General features: G+C 68.9%; 18 protein-coding genes. 7 read left to right on the top strand and 11 right to left on the bottom strand.

Annotated elements, in window-relative coordinates; genetic code table 11:
* Positions 1 to 122: 122 nt before the first annotated feature.
* A complete protein-coding gene (locus HMPREF9062_RS00595; RefSeq protein ID WP_253270622.1) occupies positions 123 to 1,121 on the bottom strand; it encodes a hypothetical protein in 999 nt (332 codons plus the stop codon).
* Positions 1,122 to 1,232: 111 nt separating this feature from the next.
* Between HMPREF9062_RS00595 and HMPREF9062_RS00590 the strand changes: the two genes are divergently transcribed.
* Positions 1,233 to 2,249, top strand: a complete 1,017-nt coding sequence (locus HMPREF9062_RS00590; RefSeq protein ID WP_009409654.1) for a Fic family protein — start codon at positions 1,233 to 1,235, stop codon at positions 2,247 to 2,249.
* Between the two features lie 37 nt (positions 2,250 to 2,286).
* Here the strand turns inward: HMPREF9062_RS00590 and HMPREF9062_RS00585 are convergent, their stop codons facing one another.
* The gene (locus HMPREF9062_RS00585) at positions 2,287 to 3,258 is read right to left on the bottom strand and encodes an HAD family hydrolase (RefSeq protein WP_009409653.1); all 972 of its coding nucleotides are present in this window, start codon (positions 3,256 to 3,258) and stop codon (positions 2,287 to 2,289) included.
* A gap of 310 nt (positions 3,259 to 3,568) precedes the next feature.
* Here HMPREF9062_RS00585 and HMPREF9062_RS00580 point away from each other — a divergent pair, with 310 nt between their 5' ends.
* The 3 genes from HMPREF9062_RS00580 to HMPREF9062_RS00570 are packed head-to-tail and all read left to right on the top strand — an operon-like array spanning position 3,569 to position 7,226.
* Complete coding sequence (locus tag HMPREF9062_RS00580; RefSeq protein ID WP_253270621.1) at positions 3,569 to 4,759, top strand: cellulose synthase operon protein YhjQ/BcsQ; 1,191 nt, start codon at positions 3,569 to 3,571, stop codon at positions 4,757 to 4,759.
* Positions 4,753 to 6,036 carry a TadA family conjugal transfer-associated ATPase gene (locus HMPREF9062_RS00575; protein ID WP_009409651.1) on the top strand — a complete coding sequence of 428 codons (1,284 nt, stop codon included), beginning with the start codon at positions 4,753 to 4,755 and terminating at the stop codon, positions 6,034 to 6,036. The genes HMPREF9062_RS00580 and HMPREF9062_RS00575 overlap by 7 nt, the downstream gene beginning before the upstream one ends.
* Positions 6,033 to 7,226 carry a hypothetical protein gene (locus HMPREF9062_RS00570; protein ID WP_009409650.1) on the top strand — a complete coding sequence of 398 codons (1,194 nt, stop codon included), beginning with the start codon at positions 6,033 to 6,035 and terminating at the stop codon, positions 7,224 to 7,226. Before HMPREF9062_RS00575 ends, HMPREF9062_RS00570 begins: the two co-directional genes overlap by 4 nt.
* Positions 7,227 to 7,248: 22 nt before the next feature.
* Here the strand turns inward: HMPREF9062_RS00570 and HMPREF9062_RS13050 are convergent, their stop codons facing one another.
* The 9 genes from HMPREF9062_RS13050 to HMPREF9062_RS13175 all read right to left on the bottom strand — a co-directional run bounded on the left by HMPREF9062_RS13050 (position 7,249) and on the right by HMPREF9062_RS13175 (position 12,968).
* A complete protein-coding gene (locus HMPREF9062_RS13050) occupies positions 7,249 to 7,392 on the bottom strand; it encodes a hypothetical protein (protein WP_172634809.1) in 144 nt (47 codons plus the stop codon).
* A 24-nt stretch (positions 7,393 to 7,416) separates the two neighbouring features.
* The gene (locus HMPREF9062_RS00565) at positions 7,417 to 7,950 is read right to left on the bottom strand and encodes a DUF6301 family protein (RefSeq protein WP_301280148.1); all 534 of its coding nucleotides are present in this window, start codon (positions 7,948 to 7,950) and stop codon (positions 7,417 to 7,419) included.
* Positions 7,951 to 8,069: 119 nt separating this feature from the next.
* Positions 8,070 to 8,558 (bottom strand): DUF6301 family protein, encoded by a 489-nt coding sequence (locus HMPREF9062_RS00560; RefSeq protein ID WP_301280147.1) that lies wholly within the window; start codon positions 8,556 to 8,558, stop codon positions 8,070 to 8,072.
* Positions 8,559 to 8,715: 157 nt separating this feature from the next.
* Complete coding sequence (locus HMPREF9062_RS00555) at positions 8,716 to 9,228, bottom strand: DUF6301 family protein (protein WP_301280146.1); 513 nt, start codon at positions 9,226 to 9,228, stop codon at positions 8,716 to 8,718.
* Between the two features lie 157 nt (positions 9,229 to 9,385).
* On the bottom strand, positions 9,386 to 9,898 hold the full coding sequence (locus HMPREF9062_RS00550) for a DUF6301 family protein (protein ID WP_301280145.1): 513 nt from the start codon (positions 9,896 to 9,898) through the stop codon (positions 9,386 to 9,388).
* A 157-nt stretch (positions 9,899 to 10,055) separates the two neighbouring features.
* Positions 10,056 to 10,568 (bottom strand): DUF6301 family protein, encoded by a 513-nt coding sequence (locus HMPREF9062_RS00545; protein WP_301280144.1) that lies wholly within the window; start codon positions 10,566 to 10,568, stop codon positions 10,056 to 10,058.
* A gap of 141 nt (positions 10,569 to 10,709) precedes the next feature.
* Positions 10,710 to 11,246: a DUF6301 family protein gene (locus HMPREF9062_RS00540; protein ID WP_301280143.1), complete on the bottom strand. Its 537-nt coding sequence runs from the start codon at positions 11,244 to 11,246 to the stop codon at positions 10,710 to 10,712.
* Between the two features lie 148 nt (positions 11,247 to 11,394).
* On the bottom strand, positions 11,395 to 11,988 hold the full coding sequence (locus HMPREF9062_RS00535; protein ID WP_034253413.1) for a DUF6301 family protein: 594 nt from the start codon (positions 11,986 to 11,988) through the stop codon (positions 11,395 to 11,397).
* A gap of 32 nt (positions 11,989 to 12,020) precedes the next feature.
* Entirely contained in the window at positions 12,021 to 12,968 is a 948-nt protein-coding gene (locus tag HMPREF9062_RS13175; protein WP_216584395.1) for a hypothetical protein, read from the bottom strand.
* Positions 12,969 to 13,175: 207 nt separating this feature from the next.
* Between HMPREF9062_RS13175 and HMPREF9062_RS13170 the strand changes: the two genes are divergently transcribed.
* The 3 genes from HMPREF9062_RS13170 to HMPREF9062_RS13045 form a co-directional block, all read left to right on the top strand.
* A complete protein-coding gene (locus tag HMPREF9062_RS13170; protein WP_216584394.1) occupies positions 13,176 to 13,886 on the top strand; it encodes a hypothetical protein in 711 nt (236 codons plus the stop codon).
* Positions 13,887 to 13,907: 21 nt separating this feature from the next.
* On the top strand, positions 13,908 to 15,074 hold the full coding sequence (locus HMPREF9062_RS13165) for a hypothetical protein (protein ID WP_034253404.1): 1,167 nt from the start codon (positions 13,908 to 13,910) through the stop codon (positions 15,072 to 15,074).
* A gap of 87 nt (positions 15,075 to 15,161) precedes the next feature.
* On the top strand, positions 15,162 to 15,394 hold a 233-nt coding region (locus HMPREF9062_RS13045; protein ID WP_172634813.1), incomplete at its 3' end, for a hypothetical protein.

Below are 15,394 nucleotides of genomic sequence, written 5' to 3'. Positions count from 1 at the left end.
TCCTTCTACCCTGCTTCCTGCGGGCCACGGTAGTCGCCTCCCGGCACGGCCGGGGGAAGGCGTGCCGGGGCCGCGGCTGCGGGACTGTTGCGGTCTTCTGCGGGAGCGTCGCGGACCGCGGGTCATGATGCCTCCTGCGAGTGGGCGGCGCCGAGCGCCGGCGTCGTCGGCTCGACGGATCTGAGCCCGACCAGCTCCTCGGCGCGGCTCCGGTGCCTGGCCAGATGCGCGCCCCAGCCCACCGTCGTGAGCAGTATGCCGGTCGCGATCAGGCCCACACCGGTCGGGTCGTGGGGCAGCCACCGCACGAGCGCTTCCGTTCCCGGCACTGCGGGTCGCGCCCCGCCGAGCAGCGCCGGCAGGCCGGCGAGCCCGAGCAACGGGCCCGTCGCCCGGGCGCCGAGGGTCGAACGACCCGTGACGAAGGCGCCCAGGGCGAGCAGGACGAGGGCGCCGAGGGTCGTGAGGGAGTCGACCGGGCTGGCGGAATCGCCGAGAGGGCCGACCAGATCGGCGTAACCGTGCTGGAGCAGCGCCAAGGCGGCAACGGTGGTTGCCGCCGTCACAATGAGAGACATGCCGTGATCGCGACGCCTCGACGGCGGAGCGGACGGCGTCACTCCCATGGTGCGGTCGGCCGCCGTCAGGCGCACGGCCAGTCGGGCGTCGTCGCGTCCAGCGCGGCGGGCGTAGCGCATGCCCCACGAGCCGCCCAGGAGCACACCCGCGGCGATCAGCAGCGTACCGGTCGGAATGAAGGTGCGCGCCCACGGCGTCGGGGCGGACTGGGACCCCTGCGGGGACAGGAGCACGGCCACCTGCGCCACCAGTGCCACCAGACCGGCGGCGAGCCCGCCCAGTGAGGAGCGTACGGCGAAGAACCACTGCGCGGCGGCGCACACCGTCAGCGCCAGGGCGAGGTGGAGCACCGCCAGGGGCAGTCGGTCGGCGGCGGCCAGACTCGACGCGGTACCGAGCAGAACCATGGTCGCGGGAGCCGCAGCGACCCCGACGGCGACGGCCAGGAGGTAATCGACGCGTCGAGGACGCGGAGCGAGCGGGGCGCCTCCCGGAGACGCCGGGGAGGGGCCGCGTACGTCGAGGCTCGGGGCGGGGGTCACGGCCCGAAGCCTAGATGAGACGTGCGGCGCGGGGGCCGGTTCGAGGTGGTCGGGAGCGCGGGGGCAGCGGCGTCTCATGCTCCTCGCTCCAACCGCTACTACAGTGAAGCGATGATGAGTATGGGGGTGAGCATCGGGTCGGGCCCCGGCCGCGGAGGCAGCCGTCAGCTGTATCCCGCGGCCGAGGAGGCGTCGAGGCGCGTCGGGCGGACGGGGCCGGGCGCCCCGCACGCCGATACGGGTCCTGTCTCCCGGGCGCTGCGCGCCATCGCCGCCGACGAGCGGGTCGTGCGCGCGGCCGGGGCCCTGCGCGAGGCTTCGGCCGAGCTGCGGTGGCATGAGGCCCTACGGCGCCGGTGGCGCGAGGCCCGCGCCGAGGCGGCGGTGCGTTGCGCCATCGCCTCGGGCGGAATCGAGGGCGTGGTCGTGCCTACCGCCGTCCTGCGCGAGGCCGTTGCCGCCCGCGCGCTCACCGAGGCCGCCACCGGCGACCCGTCGCTGGATGCCGTCGCCGGACTGTGGCGGGCCGGGGCGCGCCTGACGACCTGGATGCCGGATCTGCGCGGCGATGCCAGGCCCGCCCAGCCGCCTCCGCGGGCGCTGCTGACCGCTCTGCACCGGGACGTGGCCGGACCCATCGCCGTCGCCGGGCGGATCCCGCTGGACGCCGTCGCGGCCCCCCGGACCGACGGGACCGTTCCCGTGGAGGGGGGTCCGGGCCCCGCTCCCGATGGCGAGGCCCTGGCAGCGCGACTGGGGGCTCTGATCCGCCTCATCGACCTGCGCGGCGCTCCTGCGCTCGTGCGCGCCGCGCTCGTGCACGCCGAGATGGCGACCGCGCGTCCCTTCCTCGCCGGCAATGCCGCTGTCGGCAGACTGCTGGTCCGCCACCTCGTCACCCGCGACGGGCTCGAACCGACCGGGGTCGCCGTCACCGATCGGTACGCCGGACGCGTGCCGGCGGCCTACGCGGAGGCGATCGCCGCCTACGCCTCCGGAACTCATGAGGGCGTGGTGGCGTGGGTCGTGTGGCAGGCGGAGGCGATCCTCGTGGGGATCCAGGAGGCGCAGACGATCTGCCGGGCGGTTCGGGCGGGGACGACGGCGGTCGGCGGGGTGTCCGACTGAGGCGTCCCGGACTCCCGGGGCGCGCCGGCGGGGCCCGTCACCGGCCCCGCCGACGCGCCATCACCACGCTCGCCGTGCCGGCCGCGGCGAGGACCGTGACAAGACCGACCGCGCTGCGGACGGGCCCGGCGCCCGTCCCCGGGGTTCGCGGACGCGGTGCCGGCAGCCTCGGACGGCGTACCCGCACCGGGCGGGCGAAGTCGCGCACCGGCCAGTCCTGAGCTTCGGCCAGACGCCGCAATTCCCGGTCGGGGTTGACCGCGACCGGATGACCGACGGCTCGGAGCATGGGGCGGTCCGAGATGGAGTCGGAGTAGGCCCAGGAGCGGGCGAGATCGATGCCGTGGTCGCGCGCGTCCTCGGCGAGGGCGTCGACCTTGGCGCCGTGCAGCAGACTGTGAGCGATCCGGCCGGTGAAACGGCCCCGGGCGTCGACCTCCATGCGGGTGGCGATGGCGCGGTCGGCCCCGACGAGCGCGGCGACCGGCTCGACCATCTCGCTTAAGGAGGCAGAGACCACGACGGCGTCGTGCCCGGCCCGGTGGTGGGCCTCGATGAGGTCGAGGGCTTCGGCGTAGACGGCGGGCTCGATCGCGGTGGCCAGGGCGTCGTGCACGACGGCCTGCAAGTGCGCGCGCTCGATGCCGGCGGACATGAGCGCCAGACGCTCCATGAGACGGGCGGTCTGGCCCTCGTCGGCGCCCACCAGGAGGTAGGGGAGCTGGGAGAGGACTCCGCGCGCCAGGGAGGCGGTCGAGATCAGGCCGCTGCGGCGCATGGGCGAACCAAGGGCGATTGTGGCCGACGTCGCCAGAATGGTCTTGTCGAGGTCGAAGTAGGCGCACGTACGCCCGGCGGATGCGAGGGCGGGGGACTCGCCGGCGCTGGATGCGGCGGGACCGACGGATGCGGGAAGGGCCGACGGGTCGGCGCCCCGACTGGCTGTCGGGGCATCGGGCCGCCGGGCGCCGTCCGCGGCTTCCGGGTCCGGGCGCGTAGGGGTCGCCACCGCTCGCCCCCAATCCTCATTCTCATCGCGATGCCTGTCACGCTGTCACGAGGGTACCCGCCTTCCCGAGACCGGAGCAGGACCTGCCCTTTCGCTTCGTTCTTCCCGAGGGTTCCTCCCTCCGAACCGTTCGATCCGCCGCCCCTGCGCGTGAGCGCATGTCGAAGTCGTTGCAGGGCTCCACAGGGCCGGCCGCGACTGCGCTGCCCACAGGGACCGGAGGGATCGGATGCGGCGTCGACCCCTCCTGTCTCACCCTGAGGACGCGGGGACGACGCCCCCGTATCCCGCTCGAACCGAAGGAGTCGCCGTGCCCGCCTCACCCGCCCCTTCAGCCGTTCGCGGTGCCTCGGCCGCGCCGCCGATGAGCGCTCGCGCCCCCGGCCTCGAACCGCCGCCCGCGGCTTGCGCGAGCCGTACGGCCGAAGGCGCTCCGCCGGCGCCGGGCGTCAGCGTCCTCATCATGGCGGCCGGTTTCGCCGGGCCGGTCGGGGCCGGCCGCACGGACCCCCGATCCGAGGGGCCGATCGCCGCGGCCGACTCCTCGGGCCCCCTGGACGAGGAGGTCCTCGCGCTCGTGCGCGCCTGCACCGGCGCCGACCCGTTCCTGTGTTCCCCCTCGGACGACCCGCTCGACGCCGTCGCCGCGCTGACGCCGAGCGCGGACGCTGTCCTGCTCCTGGGGCCCGCAGCCGTACTTCCCGAGGCACCCGCGGGACAGCGCCTGGTTACCTTCGACGTGGAGTCACTGGCCGCGCCTGACGGCCTCGACCGTCTTGTCGCCGCCCTGCTGAGCGCCCAGCACCCGCCGCGCGCCCGCATCGTCGCCCTGGTCGGGACCCGCGGCGGCCTGGGCACGAGCACGTTCCTGCTCCACCTCGCGCGCGCCTGCACCGTCGCCGGCGCCCGGGTCTCGCTCCTGGACGCGGATCCGGCCGGCGGTCTCGGCCTACTCATCGGCGACGACGTCGTCCCCGGCCTGCGTTGGAGCGACCTGCCCGCGGACGAGGCCGCCTTCCGTCCCGACCGGCTCGTTCCGGTCCTGCCCACCTGGCTCGGCATGCCCGTCCTGACCGGCGATGCACGCGGCGGGATCCCCGATCGGAGTTGCTTGGTCCCCGCCCTGGAGGCGCTGGCCGCGCACCACGACCTCGTACTGGTCGATCTGCCGCGCGGCATTGACCTGCCGCCCGGCGCTCTGACTCTGCTCGTGACAGCTCTGGATCTGCGCGCCGCCCTCGCCGCTGAGGCTCTCGCCGCCCGCTACCGAACCCGTGAGAGCGGCTCGGTGGCCATGGCCGTGCGGCTGGTCGGGGAGGATCTCGTCCTCGACGAGCTTGAGATCATGACCCGGGCGCCGGTGATTGCGACGATTCCCCATGACCGGGCCGTCACCCAACGGGTCGCACGCGGCGACGACCCCACCCGGGGCCGGGGGGCTACTCGCCGCGCCGCCCGCGCGCTCGCAGCGGAGCTGGTCGGAGCGGACCGGCCATGGTGAGCTCACGGGCGGTCCCCGCCGGGCGGGGAGGCGGGACGGACGCGGCTGCGGGGGACGAACTCGCCACCGTGCGCGGGGCGCTGGCGCGCGGTGCCAGCCTGGAGAGCGCTCTGGGCGCGGGCGCCGCGCCCACCACCGGAGCCGGCGGACTGGCCCGCCTCAGCCGTCGTGTGCGCGCCGACGTCGAGGGCGCCGGTCCCGTGCTCCAGCCGCTGCTGTCCGCCGACGGGGTCACCGACGTCCTTGTGGGCGCCGGCACCACGTGGATCGACCGCGGCCGCGGTCTCGAGGCCGTGCCCGACGCCGTCCTCCCCGAGACGCAGGCGCGGGCTCTCGCCGTCCGCATGGCGGCCTCCTGCGGGCGCCGACTGGATGATGCCAGCCCCGTCGTCGACGCCACCCTGCCCGACGGCACCCGTCTGAACGCCGTCCTGCCGCCCCTGAGCGCCGACGGTACTCTTATCTGCTTGCGCACCAAACGACGCCGCGCCTTCACTCTGGCCGAGCTGACCGACGCCGGCACTCTCGCCCCCGGCTTGGATGCCGTTCTGGAGAGCCTGGTGACCGCTCGCGCCTCCTGCCTGGTCACCGGCGCCACCGGCACCGGCAAGACCACTCTGCTGGCCGCTCTTCTGGGGCTCGTGCCCGCCACGGAGCGCATCGTGTGTATCGAGGAGGCCAGCGAGCTGCGCCCCGACCACCCCCACGTCATCCACCTCCAGGAGCGGAGCGACAATGTTCAGGGCATCGGCGCCGTGCCCATGACCGCGCTCGTGCGCACCGCCCTGCGCATGCGGCCCGACCGTATCGTCCTGGGGGAATGCCGCGGGCCCGAGGTGCGCGATGTGCTTACCGCTCTCAACACCGGGCACGAGGGCGGCTGGGCCACCCTGCACGCCAATTCCCCGGCGGATGTGCCCGCGCGTCTGACCGCGCTCGGAGCGCTCGCCGGGCTCGACGAGATCGCGGTCGCGGCTCAGGCCGCCAGCGCTCTGGACGCCGTCATCCATCTGCGGCGCACCAGGGGAGCGCTTGCAGCGGAGGCCGTCCCGGGACGCGGGGCGGGGTCGGGGCGGGGCCCCGTCTCACCGAGCGCGCGGCGCTATGTGGCCAGCGTCGGCATGCTGCACCGGGACGAGGGCGGGCATCTGATGTGCCTGGAGGCGCTCCTGCTCGGTTCGGACGGGGTTGTGCGCGCCGGCCCGTCGGCCGACGCCTTGGCCAGGCGCATCGGCACGGAACCGGTCACAGCGGTACTCACAGGCGGGTCGCGATGAACGGCGAGGTAGTCGCTATCGGGTTGCTAGTGGCGCTCGCCGCCGCCGTCGTGCTGCTGCCGGCCAGGCGCGAGCTTCCCGACGAGCGGGGGACGCGCCGCGCGGGCGCCATCGGGCGCGGCGGTGCGTCGGGTGCCCGCGAGCGGGCCGATCTCGATGTCGGGCTGCTCCTGACCGAGGTCGCCACCCTGCTGCGCGCCGGGGCCACCCCGCAGCGCGCCTGGTTGCGCGCCCTGGAGCGCTCCGGGGTGTCCGAGGGGGTTGAGCCGGGTGAGGACGGCGTGCCGCCCGCCCTGCGGGAACTGGCCGAGGCGGCGCCTGACGGCTGGATGCCGGCCCGCGTGCGCGGCAGGTGGGTGTGGAACCCTCCGCTGCCGGGCCGCCGGGCCTCCCGGCGGAGGCGACGGGCGGCGACGGCGGCGGTGCCCGGAGCGGTGGCGGCGTGCCGGCTGACGGCCTCGCTCGGCGCTCCTCTGGCCGGCATCCTGGAGGCGGTCGCCGGGGGCGTGGCCGAGTCCGGGCACGCCGAGGCGTCGCGGCGCACCGCGCTATCCGGGCCGCGCTCGACCGCCCGGCTCCTGGCCCTGCTGCCGTTGGCCGGCCTGCTGCTGGGGGCGGCGGTGGGTGCGCGCCCCGAGGAGGTTCTGCTCGATGGCGGTCTGGGAAGCGCCCTGGGGCTGTTCGGGATCGGCCTCATGGTCGTGGGTCACCGGGTGACGGCGCGCCTGGTCGCGGCGGCGACGGCCCCCGTCTGCAGGGTGGATGAGGCTCTCGTGCTCGATCTGGCGGCTGCAGCGCTGTCGGCAGGGGCTTCTCTGCCAGGGGCTCTGCAGGCCCTCGGCGAAGCCCTTGACGAGAGGGGACTGACGGTTGTGGGGCGGGCGCTGCTGCTGGGTGCGGAGTGGGATGAGGCCTGGCAGGCGCCTGACGATGCCGCTTGGAGGGAGCGTCGTACGCGTCTGGAAGGGTGTCTGCGTCCCGGCTGGGAGGATGGGGCCTCTCCGACGGCGCTCCTGGTCGGGACCGCCGCCGCCCTGCGGGCCGGGAGACGGGCGGCCGACGAGGAGGCCGCTGAGCGTTTGGCCGTGCGGCTCGTGGTCCCGCTCGGACTGTGCCATCTGCCTGCCTTCGTCGTGCTGGGGATCGCCCCGGTGGTCGCCAGCGTGGGTCTGGACCTCGTGCACGGCTGAGGACCGTGCTCGGCGGGCGTGCTCATACCTGACTCATGGGCCAGGAGTGCTCGGCCCAGGCGCGGATCGCTCTCACACCAACGCCGACCGGCACTACACGGTACACGGACCCATCCGACAGGACCGTCCGGCACGGGAAAACAGCACCAGCTGTATCAGCAGTCACAGGATGCCCTCCTGATGGTAGTGGTCAGGTGTCCGGGTTATCGATATCGATGTAGGGCACGTCGTTCTCGTCGGCGATCTCATCGAAGTACTGGGCCTCACCCCTAGCGATCTCATTGAGCTCCGGGGAGTTGACACCGACATCAATGACCCAGCCGACGGTGCCGATTCTTACCGATGCATCACTGGGCAGAGCCCATGTCATCGAAGCGTGCTGCTTGCGCTTTCCGCGCTTGCCCTGACCGTAGACGGCGGTGAGCGCCTCAACGTAGGCATCGAAAGCCCTCTCTGTAATAGGGACGGCCTCATCCATCACCTCCTTGGGAATACGGGACGTCAAAATCAAGTTGAAGCTGGCGACCGTCTGCTCTCTCTTGATGATGGTGAAGGAGGCGTCCTTCTCCTCCAGATCATGATCGGTCGTGAACATCTCCTCATCGGTGGGTGAGGAGGTCCAGCCGAGCCGATCACGCAAAGCCAGAGCCTGAGCCGGACTCATAGGCCACGGATACTCAGCCCAGGCACGAATCGCCCGCACACCAGCCTCAACCGGCACCATACGGAACACGGACCCATCCGACAGGACCGTCCGGCACGGGAAAACAGCACCAGCTGTATCAGCAGTCACAGGATGCCCTCCTGCATTGGTGGTGGTCAGGTGTCCGGGTTATCGATGGGTCAGCGGGCGGGGTCGTTCTCGTCAGCGATCTCATCGAAGTACTGAGCCTCACCCCTAGCAGCCTCATTGCTCGCCGGGGAATCGACATCAGCACCAATGACCCAGCCGACGGTACCGATTCTTACCGATGCATCACTGGGCAGAGTCCACGTCACTGAGGCATGCTGCTTGCGCTTGCCACGCGTGCCCTGACCGTAGACGGCGGTGAGCGCCTCAACATAGGCATCGAACGCCCTCTCCGCAATAGGGACGGCCTCATCCATCACATCCTTGGGAATACGGGACGTCAAAGACATACGGAAACTGACGACGGTTCTGGTGTCCTCGCCGGCCTCGACGGCGATAAACCAGGCGTCCTTCTCACCGATACCATGATCGGTCGTGAACATCTCCTCATCAGTGGGTGAGGATGTCCAGCCGAGCCGGTCACGCAGAGCCAGAGCCTGAGCCGGACTCATAGGCCAGGGATGCTCGGCCCAGGCACGGATCGCCCTCACACCAGTATCGACCGGCACGACACGGTACACGGACCCATCCGACAGGACCGTCTCGGTCGGGAAAACAGCATCGGCTGTATCGTCAGTCACGAAGTTCCCTCCTTGTCAGGATACCGCGGTCCGTGAGAGACCGTAGCACAGCCGGTGGTCAGCTGTCCGGGTTATCGATATCGATGTAGGGCACGTCGTTCTCGTCGGCGATCTCAGCGAAGTACTGAGCCTCACCCCTAGCCGCCTCATTGAGTTCCGGGGAATCGACGTCGATACTGATGAGCCAGCTGACGGTGCTGATGTCCACCGATGCGTCGCTGGGCAGAGCCCATGTCACCGTGGTGTGCTGCTTGCGCTTGCTGCGCGTGCCTTGACCGTAGACGGTGGTGAGCGCCTCAACATAGGCATCGAAAGCCCTCTCCGTAATGGGAACGGCCTCATCCATCACATTCTTGGGAATACGGGACGTCAAAGACATACGGAAGCTGGAGACGGTTCTGGTACCCTTGTTGGCCCCAGCAGTGATAAACCAGGCGTCCTTCTCACCGATACCATGGTCGGTTGTGAGCATCTCCTCATCGGTGGGTGAGGATGTCCAGCCGAGCCGATCACGCAGAGCCAGAGCCTGAGCCGGACTCATAGGCCACGGATGCTCAACCCAGGCACGGATCGCCCTCACACCAGTATCGACCGGCACCACACGGTACACGGACCCATCCGACAGGACCGTCTCGGTCGGGAAAACAGCACCAGCTGTATTAGCGGTCACAGGGTGTCCTCCTCGTCAGAATGCTGCAACCTGTGAGAAGCCGTAGCACAGCTAATGGTCAGGTGTCCGGGTTGTCGATATCGATGTAGGGCACGTCGTTCTCGTCGGCGATCTCATCGAAGTACTGAGCCTCACCCCTAGCGATCTCATTGAGCGCCGGGGAGTTGACATCAACATCAATGACCCAGCCGACGGTACCAATGTTCACCAATGTATCGCCGGGCAGAGTCCACTTCACCGACAGAACACCACGATTGCGTGAACGCTTGCCCTGACCGTAGACGGCGGTGAGCGCCTCAACATAGGCATCGAAAGCTCTCCCCGTAATAGGGACGGCCTCATCCATCACATCCTTGGGCACACGGGACGTCAAAGACAGGTTGAAGCTGACGACAGTCCTGGTGTCCCCGCCGGCCTCGACGGTAGTGAAGGAGGCGTCTTTCTCCTCCAGATCGTGATCGGTCGTGAACATCTCCTCATCGGTGGGTGAGGATGTCCAGCCGAGCCGGTCACGCAAAGCCAGAGCCTGAGCCGGACTCATAGGCCACGGATACTCAGCCCAGGCACGGATCGCCCTCACACCAGCCTCAACCGGCACCACACGGAACACGGACCCATCCGACAGGACCGTCTCGGTCGGGAAGGCAGCATCAGCTGCATCGTCAGTCACGAAGTTCCCTCCTCGTCAGAATGCTGCTGCCCGTGAGAGACCGTAGCACAGCTGGTGATCAGTTGTCCGAATTGTCGATATCGATGTAGGGCACGTCGTTCTCGTCGGCGATCTCATCGAAGTACTGAGCCTCACCCCTAGCGATCTCATTGAGCTCCGGGGAGTTGACACCGACATCAATGACCCAGCCGACGGTACCGATTCTTACCGATGCATCACTGGGCAGAGCCCATGTCATCGAAGCGTGCTGCTTGCGCTTTCCGCGCTTGCCCTGACCGTAGACGGCGGTGAGCGCCTCAACATAGGCATCAAAAGCCCTCTCCGCAATAGGGACGGCCTCATCCATCACATCCTTGGGAATACGGGACGTCAAAGACATACGGAAGCTGGAGACGGTTCTGGTACCCCTGTCGGCCTCAGCGGTGAGAAACCAGGCGTCTTTCTCACCGATACCATGATCGGTTGTGAGCATCTCCTCATCGGTGGGTGAGGAGGTCCAGCCGAGCCGGTCACGCAGAGCCAGGGCCTGAGCCGGACTCATAGGCCACGAGTGCTCGGCCCAGGCACGGATCGCTCTCACACCGGCACCGACCGGCACTACACGGTACACGGACCCATCCGACAGGACCGTCTCGGTCGGGAAAACAGCACCAGTAGTCACAGGGTGTCCTCCTCGTCAGAATGCTGCTACAGACCGTAGCACAGCTGGCGATCAGCTGTCCGGGTTATCGATATCGATGCTGTCCGGGTTGTCGATATCGATGTAGGGCACGTCGTTCTCGTCGGCGATCTCAGCGAAGTACTGGGCCTCACCCCTAGCGATCTCATTGAGCGCCGGAGAATTGACGTCGACGGATACGACGCGGCCGATGGTACCAATGTTCACCAATGTGTCGCTGGGTAGAGTCCACTTCACCGACAGGACACCACGATTGCGTGAACGCTTGCCCTGACCGTAGACAGCGGTGAGCGCCTCAACATAGGCATCAAACGCCCTCCCCGCAGTAGGAACAGCCTCCGCCCTGACCGGCTTGGGAATGCGGGACGTCAAAGACAGGTGGAAGCTGGAGACGGTTCTGGTGTCCCCGCCGGCCTCGACGGTAGTGAAGGAGGCGTCTTTCTCCTCCAGATCGTGGTCGGTCGTGAACATCCGCTCATTGGTGGGTGAGGATGTCCAGCCGAGCCGGTCACGCAGAGCCAGAGCCTGAGCTGGACTCATAGGCCACGGGTACTCGGCCCAGGCACGGATCGCTCTCACACCGGTACCGACCGGCACTACCCGGTACACGGACCCATCCGACAGGACCGTCCGGCACGGGAAAACAGCACCAGTAGTCACGGGGTGTCCTCCTTGTCAGAATGCTGCTGCCCGTGAGAGACCGTAGCACAGCTGGCGGTCAGCTGTCCGGGTTATCGATATCGATGTAGGGCACGTCGTTCTCGTCGGCGATCTCATCGAAGTACTGGGCCTCACCCCTAGCAGCCTCATTGCTCGCCGGGGAATCGACATCAACATCAATGACCCAGCCGACGGTACCAATCTCCACCGATGTGTCGCTGGGCAGAGTCCACGTCACCGACAGGACACCACGACTACGCGAACGAGCGCCCTGGCCGTAGATGGCGGTGAGCGCCTCAACATAGGCATCGAACGCCCTCTCCGTAATAGGGACGGCCTCATCCATCACATTCTTGGGAATACGGGACGTCAAAGACATGTTGAAGCTGGCGACCGTCTGCTCTCTCTTGATGATGGTAAAGGAGGCGTCTTTCTCCTCCAGATCATGGTCGGTCGTGAACATCTCCTCGTCGGTGGGTGAGGAGGTCCAGCCGAGCCGGTCGCGTAGAGCCAGAGCCTGAGCCGGACTCATAGGCCACGGGTACTCGGCCCAGGCACGGACCGCTCTCACGCCAGTCTCAACCGGCACTACCCGGTACACGGACCCATCCGATAGGACTGTCTTGGTCGGGAAGTCGTTGTTGTCAGTCATCGAGGACTCCTCTCATCATGTCACCGGCCAGTCTAACCCTGACCGCCGTCATTATCACCGGCGGCCTGCCGACCACTCGCACCATCATCCGCCTCACCATCACCATCGGACGCAATGTCACATGACCCTGCGAGGCCCTCGGGTATGTTCGGATGGGGTGGCGCGGAAGCGCTGTCGAGAGCGTCGATCTTGGCCTGGAGCGCATCACGAACCTCCGAACCACCACTGTTCGTGGTCAAGTCGAAGGGAAAATCACGCACGAGAGGCGGCCCATCCGGAGTACGGGTGAAAATCGCCTTGAAGTTCAAGCGAGTGTCACCCCGCTTAATACTCTCCCATAGGTCAGGGTGATCATGGAAATACTGAGCGAAACGCGGATCAGTCAACAGGTGATTACGAGAATAGGCCGGATCTCCCTGACGCGCAGGCCCCTCGAACTCGGTCTTCACCGGCCTACGGGCGAGCCTCGCATCACCACCCTTGAACTCGGAAATATCGAACTCCGACCCATCGATCTTAACAGCCGCACCATCCGACCAACCCCCCGGCGGCGTCTCCCCTGGCCTCGTGCAGAACTCCGGACCAGCAATCTCATAATCAGGATGCTCATCCAAGTACTGTTCTCCACCGACCTCACCAATACGCGCCGTCGTCTGATTAACATCACGCCGCGCATCAGTCGCATCCCTAGCCGCGTTCCGGAGCTCTTTGACCTCGTCCGGGTCGTAACCAGAAAGGCGGAGGTCCTTCAGAGTTGTTTTCCTGTTGGTGGCGTTGAAGTCGCTCCTGGAGTGGTCTTCGGGCATATGCGCATCGAGCCTGCTCAGTGCCTCATCACGTGCCTCTATGTAGCGGGAGCGGTCTTCGAACAGCTCGGGAACGGTCTTGTCATGGTCGGGCGTACCGCCGTCATCGGAGCCCGGCTGGTCATGATCGGAATGGTCATGGTCTCCACTGTCTCGGTGATTGTGGTCGTGCACCGAGTCATCGTCAGGTCCGTGCCTGTCGGCGTCAGTGGCAGCAGTGGAATCACGGGCAGCACCAGGCGTGTCGTTCTTCTTAGGCGCATCCGGAGTCCCGGACTCATCGGGCCCCGCGCCCTCGGGGCGGCCGTTGTCGCCGGCCCGTCGAGACGAGTGACCGCTACCAGGGCCCTCCGGGCCCTGGTAGGACCGGGCCCCCGCACCATGAGCCCCACCAGTATGCGTATGCGGGGTCGCGCCACCCAACCCGTGGGCATGCGTTCCACCACCAAGAGCATGAGCAGCACCAGCCCCCGCCACGCCCAGCCCAGCCGTACCAGCCACAGCAGCACCAGCCTCATGAGCCGACGCCGAACCCCCACCATGAGACCCACCGGCCTCATCAGCAAACGAACCGCCCCCACGCCCACCGGCATGACCGGCTCCATCGGTGGCAGCATCGGCATGCGAAGCCCCAGAACCACCACCATGACTGCTACCAGCATCCGCATGCGAGGCCTCAGAACCACCGACATGACCGCTACCAGCATCCGCATGCACCGGCGCCGGCGAGGCACCCGTATGCGAGGCCGACGCCCCCGCCGCCGAGTGCGAGGCAGCAGACCCATCACCAGCACGACCGGACCCACCCTCGCCAGCATGACCGGCCCCACTGGCGCCCTCGCCAGCATGACCGGTCCCGCTGGTGCCGGTGTGACCGGCGCCGGAGTCGGCATGGCCGGTTCCACCGCTGGCATCCGCGTGCGAGGCCTCGGAACCGCCGGCATGACTGCTACCGGCATCCGCATGCGAGGCAGCAGACCCATCGCCAGCATGGCCGGTCCCGCTGGCGTCGGTGCGACCGGCACCGCCGCTGGCGTCGGCGTGCGAGGCCTCGGAACCGCCGGCATGACTGCTACCGGCATCCGCATGTGAGGCAGCAGGCCCATCGCCGGCATGGCCGGTCCCGCTGGTGTCGGTGTGACCGGCGCCGGAGTCGCCGTGGCCGGTTCCACCGCTGCTGGCATCCGCGTGCGAGGCTTCGGAACCACCAGTGTGACTACTGCTCCCGCTGGCGTCGCCGTGACCGGACCCACCACTGGCAGCGTCCGCGTGCGAGGCCTCGGAACCACCGGCATGACTGCTACCAGCATCCGCATGCGAGGCAGACGCGCCCGCATCCGCATGCGAAGCGGACGCGTCCGCGACCGAGTGCGGAGCAGCAGGCCCATCGCCGGCACGACCGGACCCACCGGCGCCATCACCAGCATGACCGGATCCGCTGGTGTCGGTGTGACCGGCGCCGGAGTCGGCATGGCCGGTTCCACCGCTGGCGTCGGCGTGCGAGGTCTCGGAACCACCGGCATGACCGGCTCCGCCGCTGCCGGCATCCGCATGCGATGCGGACGCCCCCGCTGCCGGGTGCGAGGCAGCAGGCCCATCGCCGGCACGACCGGACCCACCGGCGCCCTCGCCAGCATGACCGGACCCGCTGGTGTCGGTACGACCGGCACCGGAGTCGCCATGGCCGGTTCCACCGCTGGCGGCACCGGCGTGCGAGGCCTCAGAACCACCGCCCGTGTGACTACTGCTCCCGCTAGCGTCGGCGTGACCGGCGCTGGTGTCGGCATGGCCGGTTCCGCCGCTGGCGTCGGCGTGCGAAGCCTCGGAACCACCGCCAGTGTGGCCACTGCCCCCGTTAGAGTCGCCGTGACCGGACCCACCGGCGTCGCCGGTGTGCCCGGCTTCGCCGCCGGTGTCGGCATGGCCGGTTCCACCGCTGGCGGCACCGGCGTGCGAGGCCTCAGAACCACCGCCCGTGTGGCCACTGCCCCCGCTAGCGTCGCCGTGGCCGGTCCCGCCGGCGCTGGTGTGGGTGTGGGTGGTGGGGGTGTCGGTGGTTGTTGCGGTGGCGTGGGCGGTCTGGGGGGCTTGGGCGTGGGTATGGCCGGTGACGGGATTGAGACCGTGATAAGTAGTCACGCCCGTACTAGCACTGGCCGTCGCGGTGTGGGCCGGTGCTCCCGCCATTGCTGGAACGGGGCCCGTGAGCGGATCCAGACCATGATAAGTCCCCGAACCCGACCGGGCCGTCGCGTTCTCGCCCCCGTCACTGGCCGGTGAGCCCGGCTCGGCTTCCCGGCTTTGGGCGCCGATCCCACGATCACGGCCAGCGCCCGTGCCCGAGCCCGCCCCAGCCGACTCACCACCGTGACCGCCGCTGGCCGACTCACCACCGGTCGACTCACCACCGTGCCCTCCGGCGTCATGCCCGCCGCTGGCGTCCGCATGACCCGTCCCGGCCGGTTCACCGCCGCTGGCCGACTCACCAGCGTGCCCGGCGTGCCCACCAGCGCCGTGACCGGTGCTGGTGTCCGCATGACCGCTGCTGGTATGCCCACCAGCGCCGTCGGCACTGCTGGCCGACTCACCGCCGTGCTCGC

The organism is Actinomyces sp. oral taxon 448 str. F0400 (assembly GCF_000220835.1).
Taxonomy (GTDB): domain Bacteria; phylum Actinomycetota; class Actinomycetes; order Actinomycetales; family Actinomycetaceae; genus Actinomyces.
This window is presented reverse-complemented; position numbering and strand designations above follow the sequence as displayed.